The sequence below is a fragment of the Haloarchaeobius amylolyticus genome (assembly GCF_042678045.1).
GTDB classification, from domain to species: Archaea; Halobacteriota; Halobacteria; order Halobacteriales; family Natrialbaceae; genus Natrinema; species Natrinema amylolyticus_A.
The window spans coordinates 384,691-403,202 of sequence record NZ_JBHUDI010000005.1 but is presented as its reverse complement, the minus strand read 5'-3'; the positions used below and the strand labels follow the sequence as shown (position 1 = coordinate 403,202).

16 protein-coding genes are annotated in these 18,512 nt (G+C 64.5%); all 16 read right to left on the bottom strand.

The window, feature by feature from the left end:
* Positions 1–1,686: a sodium:solute symporter family transporter gene (locus ACFR99_RS10795; RefSeq protein ID WP_390287154.1), complete on the bottom strand. Its 1,686-nt coding sequence runs from the start codon at positions 1,684–1,686 to the stop codon at positions 1–3.
* Positions 1,683–2,129, bottom strand: coding sequence for a DUF4212 domain-containing protein (locus ACFR99_RS10790; protein WP_390287151.1), 447 nt, complete (start codon positions 2,127–2,129; stop codon positions 1,683–1,685). Before ACFR99_RS10790 ends, ACFR99_RS10795 begins: the two co-directional genes overlap by 4 nt.
* Positions 2,130–2,184: 55 nt before the next feature.
* A complete protein-coding gene (acs, locus tag ACFR99_RS10785; protein ID WP_390287149.1) occupies positions 2,185–4,161 on the bottom strand; it encodes an acetate--CoA ligase in 1,977 nt (658 codons plus the stop codon).
* A 347-nt stretch (positions 4,162–4,508) separates the two neighbouring features.
* Complete coding sequence (locus ACFR99_RS10780; protein WP_390287147.1) at positions 4,509–6,716, bottom strand: bacterio-opsin activator domain-containing protein; 2,208 nt, start codon at positions 6,714–6,716, stop codon at positions 4,509–4,511.
* A gap of 125 nt (positions 6,717–6,841) precedes the next feature.
* Entirely contained in the window at positions 6,842–8,830 is a 1,989-nt protein-coding gene (acs, locus tag ACFR99_RS10775; RefSeq protein ID WP_390287145.1) for an acetate--CoA ligase, read from the bottom strand.
* 190 nt (positions 8,831–9,020) lie between these two features.
* Positions 9,021–9,518, bottom strand: coding sequence for a universal stress protein (locus tag ACFR99_RS10770; RefSeq protein WP_390287143.1), 498 nt, complete (start codon positions 9,516–9,518; stop codon positions 9,021–9,023).
* 50 nt (positions 9,519–9,568) lie between these two features.
* Positions 9,569–10,015: a universal stress protein gene (locus ACFR99_RS10765; RefSeq protein WP_390287141.1), complete on the bottom strand. Its 447-nt coding sequence runs from the start codon at positions 10,013–10,015 to the stop codon at positions 9,569–9,571.
* A 73-nt stretch (positions 10,016–10,088) separates the two neighbouring features.
* On the bottom strand, positions 10,089–10,829 hold the full coding sequence (locus tag ACFR99_RS10760; RefSeq protein ID WP_390287139.1) for a TOBE domain-containing protein: 741 nt from the start codon (positions 10,827–10,829) through the stop codon (positions 10,089–10,091).
* A 40-nt stretch (positions 10,830–10,869) separates the two neighbouring features.
* Positions 10,870–11,673 carry an amino acid ABC transporter ATP-binding protein gene (locus ACFR99_RS10755; protein ID WP_390287137.1) on the bottom strand — a complete coding sequence of 268 codons (804 nt, stop codon included), beginning with the start codon at positions 11,671–11,673 and terminating at the stop codon, positions 10,870–10,872.
* 61 nt (positions 11,674–11,734) lie between these two features.
* On the bottom strand, positions 11,735–12,406 hold the full coding sequence (locus ACFR99_RS10750; protein WP_390287135.1) for an ABC transporter permease: 672 nt from the start codon (positions 12,404–12,406) through the stop codon (positions 11,735–11,737).
* Positions 12,407–12,455: 49 nt separating this feature from the next.
* The gene (locus tag ACFR99_RS10745) at positions 12,456–13,379 is read right to left on the bottom strand and encodes an ABC transporter substrate-binding protein (RefSeq protein WP_390287133.1); all 924 of its coding nucleotides are present in this window, start codon (positions 13,377–13,379) and stop codon (positions 12,456–12,458) included.
* A gap of 260 nt (positions 13,380–13,639) precedes the next feature.
* The gene (locus ACFR99_RS10740) at positions 13,640–14,500 is read right to left on the bottom strand and encodes a prolipoprotein diacylglyceryl transferase (RefSeq protein WP_390287131.1); all 861 of its coding nucleotides are present in this window, start codon (positions 14,498–14,500) and stop codon (positions 13,640–13,642) included.
* A 79-nt stretch (positions 14,501–14,579) separates the two neighbouring features.
* Positions 14,580–15,455: a hypothetical protein gene (locus ACFR99_RS10735; protein ID WP_390287129.1), complete on the bottom strand. Its 876-nt coding sequence runs from the start codon at positions 15,453–15,455 to the stop codon at positions 14,580–14,582.
* A 53-nt stretch (positions 15,456–15,508) separates the two neighbouring features.
* Complete coding sequence (locus ACFR99_RS10730; RefSeq protein ID WP_390287127.1) at positions 15,509–16,012, bottom strand: hypothetical protein; 504 nt, start codon at positions 16,010–16,012, stop codon at positions 15,509–15,511.
* Positions 16,009–17,136, bottom strand: a complete 1,128-nt coding sequence (locus ACFR99_RS10725) for a DNA primase (RefSeq protein ID WP_390287125.1) — start codon at positions 17,134–17,136, stop codon at positions 16,009–16,011. Before ACFR99_RS10725 ends, ACFR99_RS10730 begins: the two co-directional genes overlap by 4 nt.
* A gap of 100 nt (positions 17,137–17,236) precedes the next feature.
* On the bottom strand, positions 17,237–18,511 hold the full coding sequence (locus ACFR99_RS10720) for an outer membrane protein assembly factor BamB family protein (protein WP_390287123.1): 1,275 nt from the start codon (positions 18,509–18,511) through the stop codon (positions 17,237–17,239).
* Position 18,512: the final 1 nt, after the last annotated feature.

Here is an 18,512-nt window from a genome sequence, read left to right as displayed (position 1 = left end):
TTAGTCGTCGAGGGGTTCGCCGCCGTCGGTCACGACGTCTTCTGCAGACTGCTGCTGGCCCATCGGTTCGGGGCTATGACACTGTCGGACCATCTTCTTGGTCTTGAGCGACGGTTCATCGGTCATCACGGAGACGATGATGGTAACGGCGAACACGACTGGAACGCCGACGAGCGCCGAGCCGATCGCCGGCAGCCACTGTGCGAGTGCGGCCACGTACGGCTCACCGTTGCCGATGTACGTGGGCAAGACCTCGTTGATCATCGGGATGAACCAGATGGTCAAGCCAGTGAGCATCCCGGCAAGTGCACCCTGACGGTTCGTGTTCTCCCACCAGAGACCGAGGAAGAACATCGGGAACAGCACCGAGCCGGCCAGCGAGAACGCGTAGGACACCAGTGCACCGATCGGTGCGGCAGGGTCGAGTGCAGCCAGCGTGGTCAGGACGCCCAGGGCGACGATGCCCAGCCGACCGACGAGGATCTGCTGGCGCTGCGTCGCGTCCTCGTTGATGAGGTTCACGTAGATGTCGTGGGAGACCGCCGAGGAGCCGGTGATGAACAGCCCGGCAGTCGTCGCGATCGCGGCGGCGATCCCGCCAGCGGCCACGAAGCCGACGAACCACTGTGGGAGGTTCGCGAACTGTGCGGCAACCACGACGAGAACGTCGGCAGTTGCTGCGGACATGCCGCCCTCTGCGGCGTACGTCGTCGCGGTGTTGGGGTTCACGTCGAACAGCCGCACACCGAACGCCGTGTACGCCGGCGCACCGAGGTACAGCAGGAGGATGAAGAACAGCCCGGTCACGGTCGACCAACGGGCCGTTCGTTCGTTTTCGACCGTGTAGAACCGGACCAGGACGTGTGGGAGTCCGCAGGTCCCGACGACCAGCGAGAAACACGTCGCGATCCAGAGGTACGGGCTGGCAGTTGCGAACGGTTCGCTGAACTCGGCGCCGAGTTCACTGATCAGCATCCCGTATTCGATCTGCGGGAGCACCGTCGAGTAGCCCTGCGTCCAGCCGACCACATACATGCCGGCCAGGAAGGCACCGATAAGGATGACGTACTGGACGGCCATGTTCTTGGTCGCACCCATCATGCCCGAGAGGGTGAGGTAAAGGACCGTAATGGTCATCATGACGATGACCATCGCCTGGTAGCCGCTGAGCCCGGCGAAGCCGATGTCGCCGAAGATGTACAGGCCGACAAGGGCCATCCCACGGGCCTGCCCGATCGCGTAGACGAACGCGATGAGAAACGCCGTGACTGCTGCGATGCCGCGTGCGGTGTCAGAGTTGAATCGGTCGCCGACGAAGTCCGGTGCGGTGTACTTTCCGAACCGGCGCATCTGTGCGGCCATGAAGATGAGCAGGATGAAGTATCCCGTCGTCCAGCCGACGACGAAAGCCAGTCCGTAAAAGCCCGAGAGGGCGATCAGCGCTGCCATCCCGAGGTAGGATGCAGCCGACATCCAGTTGGCTCCGATCGCCATCCCGTTCTCGATGTTACCAATCGAACGACCCGCGACCCACATGTCCTCCGTGTCGGCCACGCGGAACACGAAGCCGATCAGGAGGAAAATCGCAAGCATCCCCAGGACGAGGACCGCCGGCGCGAGTTTGAACGAGACGTCCATTCCCTGTGGCAGCAGATCAGACTGCAAGAGGATTCCTGCGCCCGTCATTGGTCGACACCACCGTCAGTTGCTGCGGCATCTTCGGTGCTTCCGGCCGTTCCAGTCGGCTCCGAGTGGTCGATTCCGTACTTCGCGTCCAGCTGATCGCGCTTGCGGGCGTACCACGCCGAGAGGACCAGCGCACCGGATGGGGCACAGAAGGCCACCAGAAAGTAATGCAGCGGGAATTCGATGACCGGTATCGGCGAGGTCATCACGCCTGGGGCCGCAACCGTCGCGAGCACGGGACCGAACACAAGGATCGCCCAAGCGATAAAGCCAGTCCAGATCACGCGCAGGTGATCGCGCATGAACGGTGTACTTGGGTTCAGCAGATTTACCTCCGCGCTGAGGTAGTCAGTGTCTCGGTGGGCCTGCCCGGGCTGTCCGGCCACCCCCCCGTCCGTTTCGATCTGTTCGTCGGTCGATTTGTGGCTGTTATTATCTGGCATATTGTGACGAATCGTGTTATTGACTTGTTTATTATCTTAAAAAGGTATGGGTCGGTTAGTCGTTCGACACCTGTTCCGCGATGTCGTCGACGACGTCCGGGTTGCGCAGCGTCGAGGTGTTCCCGAGCTCGTTACCGCTCGCGATGTCCTCGAGCAGGCGGCGCATGATCTTGCCCGAGCGCGTCTTGGGCAGTTCGTGCGTGAAGGCGATCTCTTCGGGCTTGGCGATCGGGCCGATGGAGTCGAGGATGGCCTCGGCGGCACGCTCCTCGAGTTCCTCGTCGCCCTCGTAGCCGTCTTCGGGAATGGCGTAGACGTAGACGGCCTCGCCTTTGACCTCGTGGTCGCCGCCGACGACGGCGGCCTCGGCGATCCCTTCGACGCCGACGACGGCCGACTCGATCTCCATCGTGCCAAGCCGGTGGCCGGAGACGTTGATCACGTCGTCGACACGGCCGAGGATGGTGATGTAGTCGTCCTCGTCGATCTTCGCGCCGTCTTCGGGGAAGTAGACCCACTCGTCGGCGTCCGGATCGGAGTACTCCTGCCAGTACTCTTCGATGAATCGCTCGTCGTTGTTGTACAGGGTCCGGAGCATGCCGGGCCACGGGTTGTTGACCGTGACGTAGCCGGCCTTTCCGGCGTCGACTTCCTCGCCGTTGGCGTCGACGACCTGTGCGTCGATGCCCGGCAGCGGCGGTCCGGCGGAGCCGGGTTTCATCTCACAGATTCCCGGCAGCGTCGTGATCATCATGCCACCGGTTTCGGTCTGCCACCAGGTGTCGACGATCGGGCACTCCTCGCCGCCGATGTGCTTGTAGTACCACTTCCACGCACGCGGGTTGATCGGCTCCCCGACGGTCCCGAGCAGCCGCAGGCTCGAGAGGTCGTGCTGTTCAGGGTACTCCGTGCCCCACTTCATGAACGCGCGGATCGCGGTCGGCGCGGTGTAGAAGATGTCGACCTCGTTCTTCTCGACGATCTCCCACATGCGATCCTTGTCGGGGTAGTCCGGCGTGCCCTCGTACATGACGCTGGTGGTGCCCAGCGCGAGCGGCCCGTAGACGATGTAGGAGTGACCCGTGATCCAGCCGATGTCGGCCGAACACCAGTAGGTGTCGTCGGCCTCGATGTCGAGGACGGCGTGGCTCGTCCAGGCGCTATAGGCGAGATAGCCGCCGGTGGTGTGTTTGACACCCTTCGGCTGGCCGGTCGTGCCCGAGGTGTACATCAGGAACAGCATGTCCTCGGAATCGCGGGGAACCGGCTCGACCGTCGATCCCTCGTACTCGGCGACGAGGTCGTCGTAGTCGTGCTGGTTGTCCGCGAGCTCGTGGTCGAGATCGTCGCCCAGTCGGTCGACGACCACGACGTCGGAGACTTCGTGCTCGACGCCCTCGAGGCCCTCGTTGGTCTTCGAGATGTGATCGAGCGCGTCCCCGCGACGGTAGTAACCGTCGCAGGTGATCAGGTATTCGCTGTCGGCCGAGTTCATTCGCGTCGCGAGTGCGTCCGCCGAGAAGCCGGCGAAGACGACGCTGTGGGGAGCGCCGATGCGGGCACATGCCAGCATCGCGATCGGCAGCTCCGGAATCATCGGCATGTACAGCGTGACGATGTCGTCCTCTTCGACGCCGAGATCGCGCAGCATCGCAGCGGTGTCTTCGACTTCGTCCAGCAGTTCCTCGTAGGTGTAGGTGCGCGTCTCGCCGAGTTCGCCCTCCCACTCGATCGCGACGTTGTCGCCGGCGCCGTCCTCTACGTGCCGGTCGAGACAGTTGTACGAGGCGTTGAGCTCGCCGTTGGTAAACCACTCGTAGAACGGCGCGTCGCTGTCGTCGAGGACAGCGTCGTACTCTTCATCCCACGAAAGGAGATCGGCCGCACGCTCCCAGCAGCCCGGCCAATTCTCCTCGAACTCCTCATAGACCCCAGGGTCGGTGACGTTTGCCTGCTCGACGAACGACTCGGGCGGCTCGAAGGTGTCCTGCTCCTCGAGTCGTGCCTCGAGATCGGCATTGTCCTGTGACATGGTACACCCAGTCAATTATCGACTACCATAGTAAAGGCGGCCTCTAGTTGTGCAAAATCGACCCGACACTCACGGGGTGACATAGGGAATATTGACTATATTAGGAAGTGAGATGCCGTCATCGGCCGCGCAAAACGGGGCAAATCCGCGGCGCGACGAGGCGATCATCACCAGAACGCGGCCCCACCTGTGTCAATCGTCGCCGAGTTGACCGGTGGTGGCGCTGAATCGAGTCCTGTCTCTAGAGACTTAGTCTCGATTCGGTCGAGAAGGGGCTCCGACACACAGTATCTAGAATCGGCAGTCACCCGTCCGCACTCGAAACCGCGGTCGTCGCTTGCGCAACGCTAGCCGTCCGGCTCGTCGAAGAAAGTCCGAAGCAACTCGTGTTGGCCCTTTCGCAGGTGGTTATGTAGCGTTGGCGAGGAGACGCCCATTGCATCGGCGACCTCCTCGGCCGTGCTCTCCCGTGGCCAGTCGTAGTAGCCGCCGAAATACGCCGCTCGAAGCGCTGCCTCCTGGCGATCCGTCAGCCGATCCTCGAGGCCCTCCCGGAACTCGCGGGCAGTCTGGACGGTGCGTTCGGTTTCGCGTTTCCCGACCAGTTCGGAGTCCGGAAACGCGGACCGAAGGCCGTCGAGGATGGTTCGAATGTCCGCATCGACAGCACAGTCGCCGGTGATCGTCCCCGTTCCGTCCTCGAAGACCGCCTCGTGGACGGTGACACCGTACTCCGTCAGCGTGACGATCGGACAGGAGCCGTCGATGACGAACTCGACGCGCCAGCCGTCTTCGTCGGTCTCGACCAGCCGACAGTCCTCGATTCCGGGGTCGTCCTCGGCGAGTTCGAAGACGTCCGCCGGTGATGCCCCCTCGAGTCGGACGTAATAGAGCTGGGTCGACTCGTCGATCGGAACCAGCGAGTCGAGTTCGAAGCGACAGCCGAGTTGCTGTGATGCGCCGACGAAGAACGACCGCTCGTCACGACAGACGACCTCGAGTTCCGTCACGCGGTCGGACAACAGGAGGTTCCGGCGGCGGACGGCGGCGATCGCGTAGCCGACCTGCCGACCGATCGTCGCTAACCACGTCCGTTCGTCGTCGCCGAACGCCGCCGGGCGCTCTGTGGCGACCGCAAGCGTTCCGTAGACGGTATCGCCATACGAAAGTGGCACTCGCGCGACGGCTCCCTCGAACGTATCGTCCTCGAGCGTCGCTGTCACGTCGTCTGCGACGAGTACCGTCCGGTCGCCGGTCGACGACGCCGCGTCGGACTCGAGATCGGTAACCGACTCGTCGGCCCACGCCTCGGGGACGACGCGCTCGATCGTGTCAGGGTCGATGCCGCTCGAGGCACGCCACCGTCGGCGGCGATCGGACACCGTCGCGCGGTCGATCCACGCGAACTCGTAGGCCGTCCCATCGGTCAGCGAGGCACAGGTCGAGATTTCGATTTCTTCGTGGTCTGCAGAGTCTAGTAACGCGTGCGTGACGGCCCGGTGACGACGGGCGACCGCGTACAGCTGCTCGAGTTCGTCTCGCTGCTCGCGGGCGGCCGCGAGTTCCTCGTGGGCGACCGTGACGTCGCGGACGAAGACGGCGAACCCCCGGTGACGGCCCTGATCGTCCCGCAGCGGCGAGATGACCTCGGTCGCACGGAACTGCGATCCGTCCTTGTGGACGCGCCATCCCTCGGTTTCAGTGCCCGACTCTTCGATTGCCGTCGACAGTGCCCGTTCGGGAGCGCCGTCCTCGACGGCGTCGTCGGGGTAGAACGTCGAGACGTGCGTGCCGACGATCTCGCCGGCCCGATAGCCGAACATGGCCGCCGCGCTGCGGTTCCAGCGCTCGACGTAGCCATCCGAATCGAGCCGAAGCAACGCGTACCGATCGCTCGCCGCTAGCAACAGGCGGATGACGCTGTCGTCGCCCACGACCGGGCCCGACTGGCCGTCGTGGCGATCGTGACCGGGTCCCGACGGCCGCTCGACGGCATCGAAGGCGTCGACGATTTCGGTGTCTGTCGGTTCGGGGAGATACGACTCGAGCGCTTCGAAACTGCGCCAGCCGCCCGCAGTCTTGACGACGCGGGGGTTGACGTCGTGTTCGACCAGGGCAGTGTGGGCGAAGTACTGCCGGAGATCGCTCGTGGAGACCTCGGCGAGACCGGGATCGTGAAACAGCTTGCTTGCCCGGTCGGCGACGTCGGAGACCAGCATCTGGAGTCGGCGCGGCGTGACCGAAAAGATCCGATCGTCGGTCGAGAGCCCGTTACTCCGTGCGTATCGTCGGAGTTCTCGCTCGACGCGAGTCGGCAGGTAGGCGGTTCGGTCCCGCTCCCCGTCTTCAGACGGAACCCGGACGAGATACCGTGGTGGATCGATCCGCACCTGCTCGATGTCGTCGATCGTGAGCCGCGTGAGTTCCGCCGGCCGGAGGCCGACGTCGGCACAGAGGCGAATCACCAGCGCCTCGCGGTAGGTCTCGGCAGCGTCGAGAAGCGATTCGTACTCCTGGCGTCTGAGTACCGCTCCCACACCCTGCTCGAGGCTCATAGTTCGCTCCTTCTGGTTTCGCGAACATAATTGTATCGCCTCTTCCTGACGTTCGCAAGGGTTAATCGGAGCAGTTCGGATGAAACAACTTGGATCGATTTCGGATTACCTGTCTTTGCGAAACATCACTGGCCGGGGTCGACACCGTCTCCGACTTCGGCCTGAATCTCGCCGACGATCTCGGGGTTGCGAAGCGCACTCGTATCCCCGAGTTCCTCACCGTTGGCGACATCCTCGAGCAGGCGGCGCATGATCTTGCCCGAGCGGGTCTTGGGCAGCTCCGGCGTGAAGATCACTTCAGCCGGGCGGGCGATCGGTCCGATCGCCGACTCGATGCTCTCGAGGATCGCGGTGCGGACGGCCGCGTCCGGCTCGCGCTCGCGTTCGGTGCTGACGTACGCGTAGACCTCGGTGTTACCGGCGTCGTTCGAACGGCCCACGACGGCGGCCTCGGCGACGCCGTCGACGTCGGCGATCGCGCCCTCGATCTCCATCGTGCCGAGGCGGTGGCCGGAGACGTTGATCACGTCGTCGACCCGCCCGAGGACAGTGATGTAGCCGTCCTCGTCGATTCGGGCCGTGTCACCGCTGAAGTAGCGCCACTCGTCGGCGTCGGGATCGGAGAAGCGCCGCCAGTACTCGGTGACGAATCGCTCGTCGCCGTCGTACAGCGTCCGGGCCATTCCCGGCCATGGACGTCCGATCGTGAGATAGCCAGCCTCGCCGGGTTCGACGTCGTCACCTTGCGCGTCGACGACACGGGCGTCGACTCCCGGCAGCGGAGGACCCGCCGAGCCAGGTTTCATTTCGTCGACCCCCGGCAGCGTCGAGATCGTCACTGCACCGGTCTCGGTCTGCCACCACGTGTCGACAACCGGACAGTCGCCGCCGCCGATGTGTTCGCGATACCAGTTCCAGGGACGGGGGCTGATCGGCTCGCCGACGGTGCCAAGCAACCGGAGTGAGGAGAGATCGTGCCGGTCAGGATAGTCCGACCCCCACTTCATGAACGCGCGGATCGCGGTCGGCGCAGTGTAGAAAATATCGACCGCGTTACGATCGACGATCTCCCAGAGTCGATCCCGGTCGGGATAGTCGGGCGTCCCTTCGTACATCACCGACGTCGTTCCAAGCGCGAGCGGCCCGTAGACGATGTAGGAGTGGCCCGTAATCCAGCCGATGTCGGCTGCACACCAGTAGGTGTCGTCGGGTTTGATATCGAGGACCGCGTGGCTCGTCCACGCGACGTGGGCGAGGTAGCCGCCGGTCGAGTGGACGACACCTTTGGGCTCGCCGGTCGTCCCCGAGGTGTACATCAGAAATAGCATGTCCTCGGCGTCGCGCGAGACTGGTTCGACCGTCTCGCCCGCGAACTCCTCACACAGCTCGTGATAGTCCCACTCGTCGTCACCGAGAACGTGTGGCAGATCGTCGCCGAGCCGGTCGACGACGACCGTCCGGACGTCCTGCTCGAGACCGATACGGGCGTTATCGGCCTTGCTCTTCTGGTTGAAGGCGTCGCCACGTCGATAGTAGCCGTCGCAGGTGATCAGGAACTCGCTGTTTGCGGCGTCCATCCGTGTCGCGAGCGCGTCAGCAGAGAGTCCGGCGAAAACGACGCTGTGGGGGGCGCCGATCCGGGCACACGCCAGCATCGCGATCGGCAGTTCGGGGATCATCGGCAGATAGATCGTCACGACGTCGTCTTCTTCGACGCCGAGATCGCGCAGGGCCGCCGCGAATTCGTTGACCTCGACGTAGAGGTCCTGATAGGTGTAGGTCCGGCGTTCGCCCTGCTTGCCCTCCCAGCGGATCGCGGCATGGTTCTTTCGACCCGACTCGAGATGGCGGTCCAGACAGTTGTAGGCGGCGTTCAACCGACCGTCGGAGAACCATCGGTAGAAGGGCGCATCGTCGTCCTCGAGGACGGTGTCGTAGGGCTCGTCCCACGAGAGGAGGTCGGCCGCCCGCGTCCAGCAGTCCGGCCAGTTCGTCTCGAAGCGCTCGTGGATTGCCGGATCGGCGACGTTCGCCTGCTCGACGAACGAGTCGGGAGGACTGTGGGTGGAGCCCGACGGTGTCGTCTCCTGACTCCGCCCATTTCGTTCGACCATGTATCGTTCGAAACGTGGTCGGTCAGAGGAATAAACGTTCCTCTGGTCTACAGTGGTGTGAGACGCCTGGCAGACTGCCAGCGAGTTGTCGGCTGCCGAATCAAGCCATTCGACAGCAAGAATAGGTCGAAACCACGATCGTCGCAGCCAGCGATAGTAGCGAGCGCTCGAGCGCCAGTTCAGGCCATACTCAGAGTTCCTGCGTGGAATCGATGTCGGAGAACTCCGCGGAGTCGACTTCCTCACCGGGTTCACGGACGACGTAGACGTCGTACCGATGGTCGTTTGCGACCGGACTGCCGACGCTCGACTGGGGTGCGATGACCGAGCCTGCGTTCTCGGAGCCGATGAAGACGACTGACGCGTCGATCTCGCCGGCGACCCGCCGGATCTCGCGGACGACGTTCGTCGTCGAGGTCGCCGTCGGCTCGTCGGAACTGACTCGCTCGGATCGGACGGTCGCTTCCGGCGCGACCTCTTTGGCGCGGGTCTGCATGCCCGCAGCGATCGCTTCCGGCTCGAACGGTTCCCCCTGCGTGATCCAGCCCCGATCCCGCGCGTACTCGTCGTCGTCCGGAATGACCGTCAACACGACGACTTCCTCGTCGAGGAGGGTACCGAACGTGGCAGCGCGCTCGAGTGCGTTCATCGCCAACTCCGACCCGTCGAAGGGAACGAGCAGTGACATACGGCTATCTCATACGACAGCGGACGTAAATGTTCGCCCTCCGGCGGTACTCATACTGTCGGCTCGTCTGCATCGTCCCCGACGACCAGTACCGTCCGGTCGGCGACTCTGACGACTCTGTCGATGGTGCTGCCGAGTAGTGCGCCTTTGAGTGACGAGCGACCCCGGGCACCGACGACGATCACGTCGACGTCGTTCTCGGCAGCGTACGCGAGGATCTCCTCGTGGGGGACGCCGGTTCGCACCGTCGTCTCGACGGCCACGTCGGCGTTAGCCGCTCGCGTTTCGACCGTCTCGAGCCAGCCCGCAGCACGCTCTCGAAGACGTTGCATGGCCTCCCGGGGATCGACGATGCCCGTGTCGTAATCGGTCCGGTCGTCAGCGACGGCAATTCCGTACAGCGCCGCGTCGAACCGCGCTGCGAGTTCGACCGCGTGGTCGACCGCAGTCGTCGCCGTCTCGCTGCCGTCGGTCGCAACCAGAATCGAATCGTACATACATGCCGATAGGAGTCCCCTCGAGAAAGGCCTATGGCTCCGTCGCAGCCGTGCTCGATTCCGGTCTGTCCAGTTACTGCTTCGATCCTCGATCGCTCTGATCGTCCCGTGCGATCCCACGCGCCGCCGTCGCCTTCACCGAGGCGACGATCGACCGGCCGGGCTCGAGGCCCAGCGTCTCGACGCTTTGGCGCGTAACGAGCGCCACGAGCTCGATTGGTTCGGCGCTCTCGACACGCGAGTCGTGCTCGGCCTCGAGATCGATCCCGACGCGCGCGACGGCATCGCCGGCCTCGAGCCACGCGACGCTTCCGAAAAACCGGTTGCGGACGCTGGTGCCCTCGGCTCGTGGCACGTCGCTTGGTGCGTGGAGACTCACGGCGTCGGAGCGGATCGTCACGGCCGCGCTTTCGGCGTCGGCCGGAACGACAGCTAATACCTCGCCGACAGGCGTCTCGACGGTCGCGAGTTCGCCGTCGCGATTGACGACCGGTCCCGACAGGACCGTCTCGTCGACGCGCGCGACGCCCTCGTACGCCGCGACCAGTCGATCGAACCGCGCCAGCAGCTCCCGGGCCGTCTCCGTCAGGGAACTCCCGCCGCCGTCGGCCCCACCGCGGGTGCGCTCGACCAGCGGGCCGATCGCCTCCTCGAGCGCGACGACCCGCTGCTGCAGGCGGGGATAGGAGCGCTCGAGGGCCTCTGCCGCACCCGACAGCGAGCCACAGTCGTCGATCGCACGTAACATCGCGACGTCGCTTCGGTCGACGGCTACGTCGTCGATCTGCAGGTAAGGATCGAAGTCTTTCTCCATTATTTCGGTCGGCGAATACCCCGTTTGCGTTCCTTCACGGTCAGGCGAGAAGTTCGTTGTCATCGTACAGGAGGTCGCCGCGGACGAATCGTGCGGTTCGCTCGTCCCGTGGGGTCTCGAAGATCCGATCCGGCGGGCCGACCTCGACCAGTTCGCCCTCGAGCAAGAACGCGACACGATCCGAAATCCGCTCGGCCTGATGCATGTCGTGAGTCGCGAGCAAGACGCCGTGATCGTGCTCGCGGGCGCGTTCGATCGCCCGCTCGAGGATAGCCGTGTTCCGCGGATCGAGATCGGACGTCGGCTCGTCGAGCACCAGCAGGTCGGGCTCAGCAGCAAGCGCGCGGGCAAACGACACGCGCTGTGCTTCGCCGCCCGACAGTGACGCCGGATCGCGATCCCACGCGTCGCTGAGACCGACCAGCTCGAGGGCCTCGAGCGTTCGCTCGTCGACCGCCGGCGAGTCGTCGAGTCGGCGCGGCAGCAGTCGCTCGAGGAAGCCGCGAATCCGCTGGGGCCACGGCCGACGAACCCGCCGACCGATATCGACGTTGCGCGCGACCGGGGCGTCGAACAGGCACGCCTGCTGGAAGACCATGCCGATTCGTCGCCGGATCGCGAGGCGTTCGTCTCGCGACAGCCCCCACGGATCGGTCCTATCGAAGCGAATCGCGCCGTCTGTTGGCTGCTCGAACAGGGCGGCCAACCGTAGCAACGTCGTCTTGCCAGCCCCCGACGGGCCGATGATCGTCACGATCTCGCCCGACTCGAGCGAAAGCGAGACGTCCGTCAGGATCTCTGTCTCGTCGACACCGTAGGAGACGTCGGCTAACTCGAGGTTCATCGTCGGTTCACCACCGTGTCGGTCGGTTGCCTCGTGGAGAGGTAGTTCGTGTCCCACATCGTTATCGACCTCCAAGCCGCAGGACGACCCCGTTGACGAGCAAGACGAGGACGATCAACACGGCACCGAGCGCCAGCGCCGTCTCGAACTCGCCCCGGCGCGTCTCGAACGTGATCGCGGTCGTGATGGTCCGGGTCTTCGAGGTGCCGTCGGCGTAGGCGATGTTCCCCCCGACGATGAGGACGGAACCGACCTCGCTGATCGCCCGCCCGAAGCCGGCAAGGATGCCCGTGACGACCCCGTAGCGTGCTTCTTTGAGCGTGATCAGGGCGGCGTCGGTCCGGGTGCCGCCCACGCCGTAGGCCGCGTCGCGAACGGCGTCGTCGACGCTCTCGATCGCCGAGAGCGCGACGCCAGTGATCACCGGCGCGGCGAGGACACACTGTGAGATGATCATCGCCTCGGGCGTGTAGACGAGCTCCAGCGATCCGAGGGGCCCGTCGCTCGAGATGACCAGCAAGACGAGCAGGCCGACAGCGACGCTCGGAAATCCCATTCCGGTGTTGATGACGGCCGTAACTAGACGCTTGCCCCGGAAGTCCGCGAACCCGACGAGGAACGCGATCGGCAGGCTCAACAGGGTGCTCAACAGGACGGCAGTCAGGCTGACCGTCAGCGAAACCCCGATGATGCTTCGGAGGTAGGTCGGGTCGGCGATGGACTCGAGAGACATTAATCGTGGATATGACGTGTTGGGTGTGGACGGGTCGTGAACGCGACGATCATTCGCCGTTCGAGTTCGGCTGCCATCCGTCGGGGACGTACTGCTGGAAGTTCGGATCGTCCGACAGCGCCTCGGGGAAGAACAGCTGCTGGCCGTTCGAGGTGTAGTTCCCGATGACGTCCTGGCCCTCGGGACTCGTCACGAAGCCGATGTAGGCCATTGCGAGCTGGTAGTTGACGTTCGGGTGAATCTCCGGATTGATCGCCATGATCCCGTAGGGGTTCGCGAGTAGCTCCGGCCCGCCCTCGATCGGCCCCTGGAGCAGGATCTCGAGGTCGAGGTTGTCCTGCATCGAGAGGAAGGTCCCCCGGTCGGCGAGCGTGTACGCGTTCGATTCGTCGGCGATCATCAGCGTGTCGCCCATGCCGTCACCGGTCTCCTGGTACCACTCGCCGCCAGGCTCGCTGCTGGCTTCGGCCCAGATAACCATCTCCTTGGTGTGCGTTCCGGAGTCGTCGCCGCGGGAGACAAACATCGCCTGCACGTCGGCAATGGCCTCGAACGCGGCCGTCGCCTGTTCGGTGTCGCTCACGCCGGCCGGATCGTCGCTCGGACCGACGATCACGAAGTCGTTGAACATCAGGTCCCGCCGGTTGACCCCGTAGCCGTTCCGCATGAACTCGTCTTCCTGTGAGCGTGCGTGGACGAGGATCACGTCAGCGTTCCCGTTGCGGGCGGACTCGATCGCCTGTCCCGTCCCCTGTGCGTTGGCCGCGACCTGTGCTCCGAACCGCTCCTGAAACGCGGCGTTGATCTCATCGAGCAAGCCCGTGTCGTACGTGCTCGTCGTCGTCGCGAGTGCGAGTTCCTCGCCGGCGATCGATCCCTCGTCATCGGTACTGTTGCTGCCAAGACAGCCAGCCACGGCCGCGGCGATCCCCGCTGTGCCGGCCCGTAAGACCGTTCTCCGTCGATATTCCATGTCTGGAATAACGATGGTGCACAGTCGTATAAACGTACCGCTCGGTGAACCCGTATTCGGTTACAGATGGTGCCCGAGAGCTCATTAGCGGGAACATCGTAACTATGTTTGGTTACGTTCTCGAGCGAGCTCGAGGGACTCGCCGCGTCGGTGATCGTCACGAAACAGCGGTCTGTCTCGTCAGACGCTGGCCGTCCGCGAAAAGGGAGAAAGGGTAGCGGGAGACCGGCTTCCCTCGACCGTCCGCGTTCGAACCTGTGCTACCCGTGTTTGTCCGGCATCGTCGAGTGGCGCACGAGCCCGCGCATGTCCGCCCGCTGAGACGGCGGCGATGCCATCGTCGAGTGGCGACTCGGGCCGCCCGACGCCGTTCTGCGGTCTCCGTCGCCACCGAGCCCCGACCCGAGGAGCCCCTCGTCCTCATCGTCCTCGCCCGTTTCTGCGTCGGCCGCAGCCTCATCGTTTTCGTCGGCCCCGTTCGTCGTTTCGCTACTGGCGGTGCCGGCACTCGTTGACTCGAGCTGCTCTCTGAGCTGAGCGACATCGTCGCCGAACTCCTCGAACGAGGATTGCATCGACGACCGGAGGCGGTCTCCGAGGTCACCGGTCGGCTCGTCCTTGGCTTCGTCCTCTGGTGCGGCGACGTCGTCGCCCTCCGAGACCGCCGTATCGTCACGCTCGACCGTCTCTCCTTCGCCCTGGGACGCCGTCGACTCTGCGTCCGATTTATTCCCTGCGTCGGCTGCGGCGGATTCGGCCCGCTCGCCGATCGTCTCCCGAAGGTCATCGACGGCCCCCTCGAGACTCCCATCGTCGGCCCGGTCGGCCAGTTTCGCGAGGTGGAGCAGCCGCTGGAGGTCTGCCACGTTCTCCTGCTCACCCCGGGCGATGGCCTCGGGAATCGAATCCGGTTCAGTTCCGTCCGCGAGCGTGTCCAGGCCGACTGCGGCAAGCAACTCGTCGGGGTCGGCCGACTCGAGGAGGTCGCTCGCCTCGGTTGCAGTCTCGAGCAGATCCGTCTCGGCCGACTCGTCGCCATCGCCGGCAACGAGCGAACCGCTCGACGTGTCGGCCTCGTTCAGTACCTCGTGCACACGATCGTGTAGTTGCGAGTCACTCATAGGTGGCCCTCAGATATCACCGCCCGCTGGTTGTGTCGCCCGTCCCCCGTTCGACGCTGGAGCGGTGCATTTCAGTCGATCACTCGGCCTCCGCTTCTGTTTCCGCCTCCTCGTCCGGCTCGGAGTCCGGCTCATCGTCCGTCGCCGCCTCGATGATCTCGTCGGTCATCTCCTCACGGGAGAGGTTCGCTTTCACGCCAACGTCCTTCGCGACCGACTGCAGGTCGCTGTAGGACATCACTCCGAGGAAGTCCTCGAGCGTGTCCTTCCGAAGGTCCTCGAGGTCCTCCATGGACGGCTCGTCCTCGCCACCGCCGGACGATTCGGCTTCGTCGGCCGCTTCCTCGGATTCGCCAGCAACTCCTTCGACTGTCTCTTTCGTTTTGCTGGCAGCGTCCTTGACTGACCCTCCTGCTTTGCCCGCGGCTTCCTCGGTTGATTCTCCTGCTTTGCCTGCGGCTTCTTTGACCGCCTCTTTAGCGCCTGTTTCGTCGCTCTCTGCACCGTCGTCTTCCCGTTCTTCGGCTTCGTCAGTCGGTTCCTCGTCCTGTTCAGTCTGGGCCTCGCTCTCGTCGCCGCCGAGGCCGTCCAGGAGTCCTTCGACGCTGCTCCCGTCGGTGACGCCTTTGGCCATCGACTTGAGTGAATCCCGACCCTCGATCTCCGAGAACGATTCCCGGAGGGCGTCCCGAACCGCTGTCGAGAGGTCGGTACGGATCTCACCGAGTTCTTTCCCTTCTTCGACGCCTTCAGCGATCGTCTCGTGGACCTCTCGGCCGACCGATTCGCCGACTTCACGTCCGAGCTGCTCGCCGAACTGGCGACCGACCGCTGCGCCGACCGCGCCGCCGTCGATACTATCCTCGAGATCTCCATCACCGAGCATATCGGTGACGTCGAGCTGGTTGCCGACCTCGTCGGCTACCATTCCTTTCAGTCCGGATCCTTCACTCATGATGACCACCTCGATCCGATCCGTGAAGCGCGTGATTTTCTCGGGTCACAGTGTTACTCTTCGGCTTCGGTCGTTTGCTCCGGTGTTTCGTCCGCCGATTCATCGTCTTCTGCGTCCGATTCGGAGTCGTCTTCCGCTTCGGTGTCGTCCTCGGATTCGTCGCCGTCGCTCTCGTCTTCCTCGGCGGCCTCTTCGTCTTCTTCAGCGGCCTCTTTGTCGTCTTCCTCGGTGGTCTCCTCGTCTTCCTCAGCGGCCTCTTCGTCTTCTTCGGCGGCCTCCTCGTCTTCTTCGGCGGCCTCCTCGTCCGGTTCCTCAGCCGCATCTGCTTCGTCCGAACTGAGCAGCTCGTCGACGACTATGTTCCCGATCGTCCGTCCGAGCGATTCGCCGATCGCTCGCCCGAGGATCGCACCGATCTGGCCACCCAGCGCTTCACCGAGCGGTTTGTCGTCGTCGATCTCGTCTTCCCACTGCGTTCCCTCGACCAGTTCGCCGACGTCGATGTTGTCCGATATCTTCTGGGTATCGATCCGTTCCGTCAGTGTGTCGTCGCTCATGCTGTTGCCTCCGCCTGTGATGGCTCCGCTCCGTCGTCGGCGTCACCGGCGTGCTCGTCTCGTTCGGGCTCGAGTTGCTCGAGTAGCTGTTCGATCACTTGCGAGACGACGGTCGCGACGATCTCCTCGACGGGGAAGCTGGGGACAAGTCCCGACAGTTTCTCCCGTAACCACCCGCTCACTCTGGCGAGCGGACCCGGGGACTTTTCGCCCGCGTCGTCTTCGTCCGCGCCCTCTTCGGCTTCCTCGCCTTCCGTCTCTTCGGCTGCTTCGTCCTCAGCTTCCTCGCCTTCCGTCTCTTCGGCTGCTTCGTCCTCAGCTTCCTCGCCTTCCATCTCTTTGGCTGCTTCGTCCTCGGCTTCCTCACCGCCGATACCGAGGAGGTCGGTAAGCAGTTCCTTCGGCTTGCTCACCAACGCACTGAGGAACTCTTTGGGCTTCTCGAGGAGGCCACTGAGCACCTCTTTGGCCTTCCCCGGAACCTTCTTGAGCATCTCCACCGGCTTTCTCAGCAGCGACTTCACCTTGTCCAGCATGGCACCGGGGCCGTCGAGCAGCCCCGTCACCGCCGACAGCAGGTTCCCGAGCAAGTTGTTCCCGCCCGGCCGCGCCGAAACGTCTAACTGAACTGGGTTCAGATTCACCTCGAGCCCGAGGACGTCGAGGAAGAGCCCGTCGAGATCGAGATGCAGGACGCCAGCGGCGTCGTCGCCCTCGTAGACATCCTCGGCGTCCGCAGCATGGCCCTCCTCGCGGTCGTCCTCGACGAGATCACCGGTATCAGCACGTTCCTCGTCTTCTGCCTTCCCTTCGGCTTCTTCTGCTTCCTCGCTTTCTGCCTCCTCTTCAGCTTCTTCCTCCTCTGGCTCCTCGTCTTCGGCTTCTTCATCGGGCTCTGCGATCTCTTGAGTCGACTCCTCGTCCGACTCTTCTCCCGCCGCTCCCGAGGCGTCTTCGGGGCCCTCTTCCTCCGGTTCTTTTATTTCCGCCTGGCCACCGTCGGTCAGCACCCGGCGTGGCGGTCCTCCGGCGTAATCGATCTCCTCGAGACGGCTCGAGAGACGCTCGGACTCCGTGCGGTCCGAACGAACCCCGCCGCCGTCAGATGCGTGCTCGTCAGCCATTATACGACAATACAGCGCTGAGAGCGTTGTGGGGGTTGGCCTTGCGTGTGCGGCTACTCGACACGGTCCGCGGAAAATAGCCTCGACGATCGATCCGACGCTACGTGAGCGAGCCGACGCGAAGCGCGTACTCGCCGCGCGTCTCGCCTTCGTCGTGGTACTCGACGGGTTCCTCGATTGCCGCGATTGTGTCGTCGGCGACGGCAGCCGCCGTGGCGATCCCATCGATGCGTTCACAGGCGTCTGCGCCGGACTCGAGGTCGAACCGTCGAACGGCGTGCGTATCGGGATCGCGCACCCGGAAGTTCTGGGCACAGGGCGCGACGAGCCGATCGCCGTCGGCGGCCAACCCGTGGACGAAGCCGCGAACCGCGTCGTCCCAGAGCAGGTCACCGTCGGCATCGAACGCGGCGACACGGTGTTCGTTCGGATGCCGACCCTCGGTCTCGCGGCCCTCTTTCGCGTAGGTGTTGCCGGTCACGAACGCCACCCGGCCATCGTGGGCGTAGGCGTGGTTCGGATATGCATAGAGCGTCTCACCGTCGATCTCGGTTTCGACCGCGAGGTCGACGCGCCAGCGCTCGGCACCGCCGGGACCGAGCAGGTAGCCGCGTTTGTCACCGTGGCTCGAGACGGCGATCGATTCGCCGTCGAAGGAAACGTCGCCGACGCGGCGGTCGCCTTCGGTGCCGGGGTCCCAGGTCCACGCGAGGTTACCCGATCCCGCCTCAAGGACGACGAGCCCGGTGTCGTGGTCGCCCATACAGCGGTTGTAGCCGACCGCGAGGCGCTCGCCGTCGGCATCGAGATCGAGCGCGATCGGTGAGGCGTCGGTCTCGTAGGTCCAGCAGACCTCGCCGTCGCCGTCGAACGCATAGACCGTGCTGTGCCACCGCCGAACATCGCCGTCGCGTTCGTAGCGGCGTGCGGCGGCGTAGAGTCGCTCGTCGCCGTCGGCGTCCATGCCGGTCTCGAGCGCGACGACGTAGGGCAGGTAGAAGACGGTGTCTTTGACCGCCTCACCGACGTCGGCGGCGGTGTCGTAGCGCCAGCGCTGGTCGCCCGTTTCGGCGTCGTAGGCCGCGATCGTCCCCGTGTCGCCCCGGCCCGCGACGACGATCGCCCCGCTCCCCTCGAGCGATGCGATCCCGACCGCGTGGTCCGGGTGGCCGACCGTCCAGCGAGTCTCGAGTGAGTCGGTATCGCGGGCGATGACGGTCCCGTCCCACTCGCCGGTGACGACGAGATCGCCCGACTCGGCCACGCCTACCGCAGATCGGGTCCACATGTGCCGGCTTCGCGCGGGTTCGATCTCGCCGAGCGGCACGCGTCGAACGCCGGACTCGTTGTCGCCTTCGGATACAGTTTCGGCCATC

Coding starts and splice junctions, on each gene's coding strand:
- ACFR99_RS10795 (WP_390287154.1), bottom strand. CDS start 1,686: ATGACGGGCGCAGGAATCCTCTTGCAGTCTGATCTGCTGCCACAGGGA.
- ACFR99_RS10790 (WP_390287151.1), bottom strand. CDS start 2,129: ATGCCAGATAATAACAGCCACAAATCGACCGACGAACAGATCGAAACG.
- acs (WP_390287149.1), bottom strand. CDS start 4,161: ATGTCACAGGACAATGCCGATCTCGAGGCACGACTCGAGGAGCAGGAC.
- ACFR99_RS10780 (WP_390287147.1), bottom strand. CDS start 6,716: ATGAGCCTCGAGCAGGGTGTGGGAGCGGTACTCAGACGCCAGGAGTAC.
- acs (WP_390287145.1), bottom strand. CDS start 8,830: ATGGTCGAACGAAATGGGCGGAGTCAGGAGACGACACCGTCGGGCTCC.
- ACFR99_RS10770 (WP_390287143.1), bottom strand. CDS start 9,518: ATGTCACTGCTCGTTCCCTTCGACGGGTCGGAGTTGGCGATGAACGCA.
- ACFR99_RS10765 (WP_390287141.1), bottom strand. CDS start 10,015: ATGTACGATTCGATTCTGGTTGCGACCGACGGCAGCGAGACGGCGACG.
- ACFR99_RS10760 (WP_390287139.1), bottom strand. CDS start 10,829: ATGGAGAAAGACTTCGATCCTTACCTGCAGATCGACGACGTAGCCGTC.
- ACFR99_RS10755 (WP_390287137.1), bottom strand. CDS start 11,673: ATGAACCTCGAGTTAGCCGACGTCTCCTACGGTGTCGACGAGACAGAG.
- ACFR99_RS10750 (WP_390287135.1), bottom strand. CDS start 12,406: ATGTCTCTCGAGTCCATCGCCGACCCGACCTACCTCCGAAGCATCATC.
- ACFR99_RS10745 (WP_390287133.1), bottom strand. CDS start 13,379: ATGGAATATCGACGGAGAACGGTCTTACGGGCCGGCACAGCGGGGATC.
- ACFR99_RS10740 (WP_390287131.1), bottom strand. CDS start 14,500: ATGAGTGACTCGCAACTACACGATCGTGTGCACGAGGTACTGAACGAG.
- ACFR99_RS10735 (WP_390287129.1), bottom strand. CDS start 15,455: ATGAGTGAAGGATCCGGACTGAAAGGAATGGTAGCCGACGAGGTCGGC.
- ACFR99_RS10730 (WP_390287127.1), bottom strand. CDS start 16,012: ATGAGCGACGACACACTGACGGAACGGATCGATACCCAGAAGATATCG.
- ACFR99_RS10725 (WP_390287125.1), bottom strand. CDS start 17,136: ATGGCTGACGAGCACGCATCTGACGGCGGCGGGGTTCGTTCGGACCGC.
- ACFR99_RS10720 (WP_390287123.1), bottom strand. CDS start 18,511: ATGGCCGAAACTGTATCCGAAGGCGACAACGAGTCCGGCGTTCGACGC.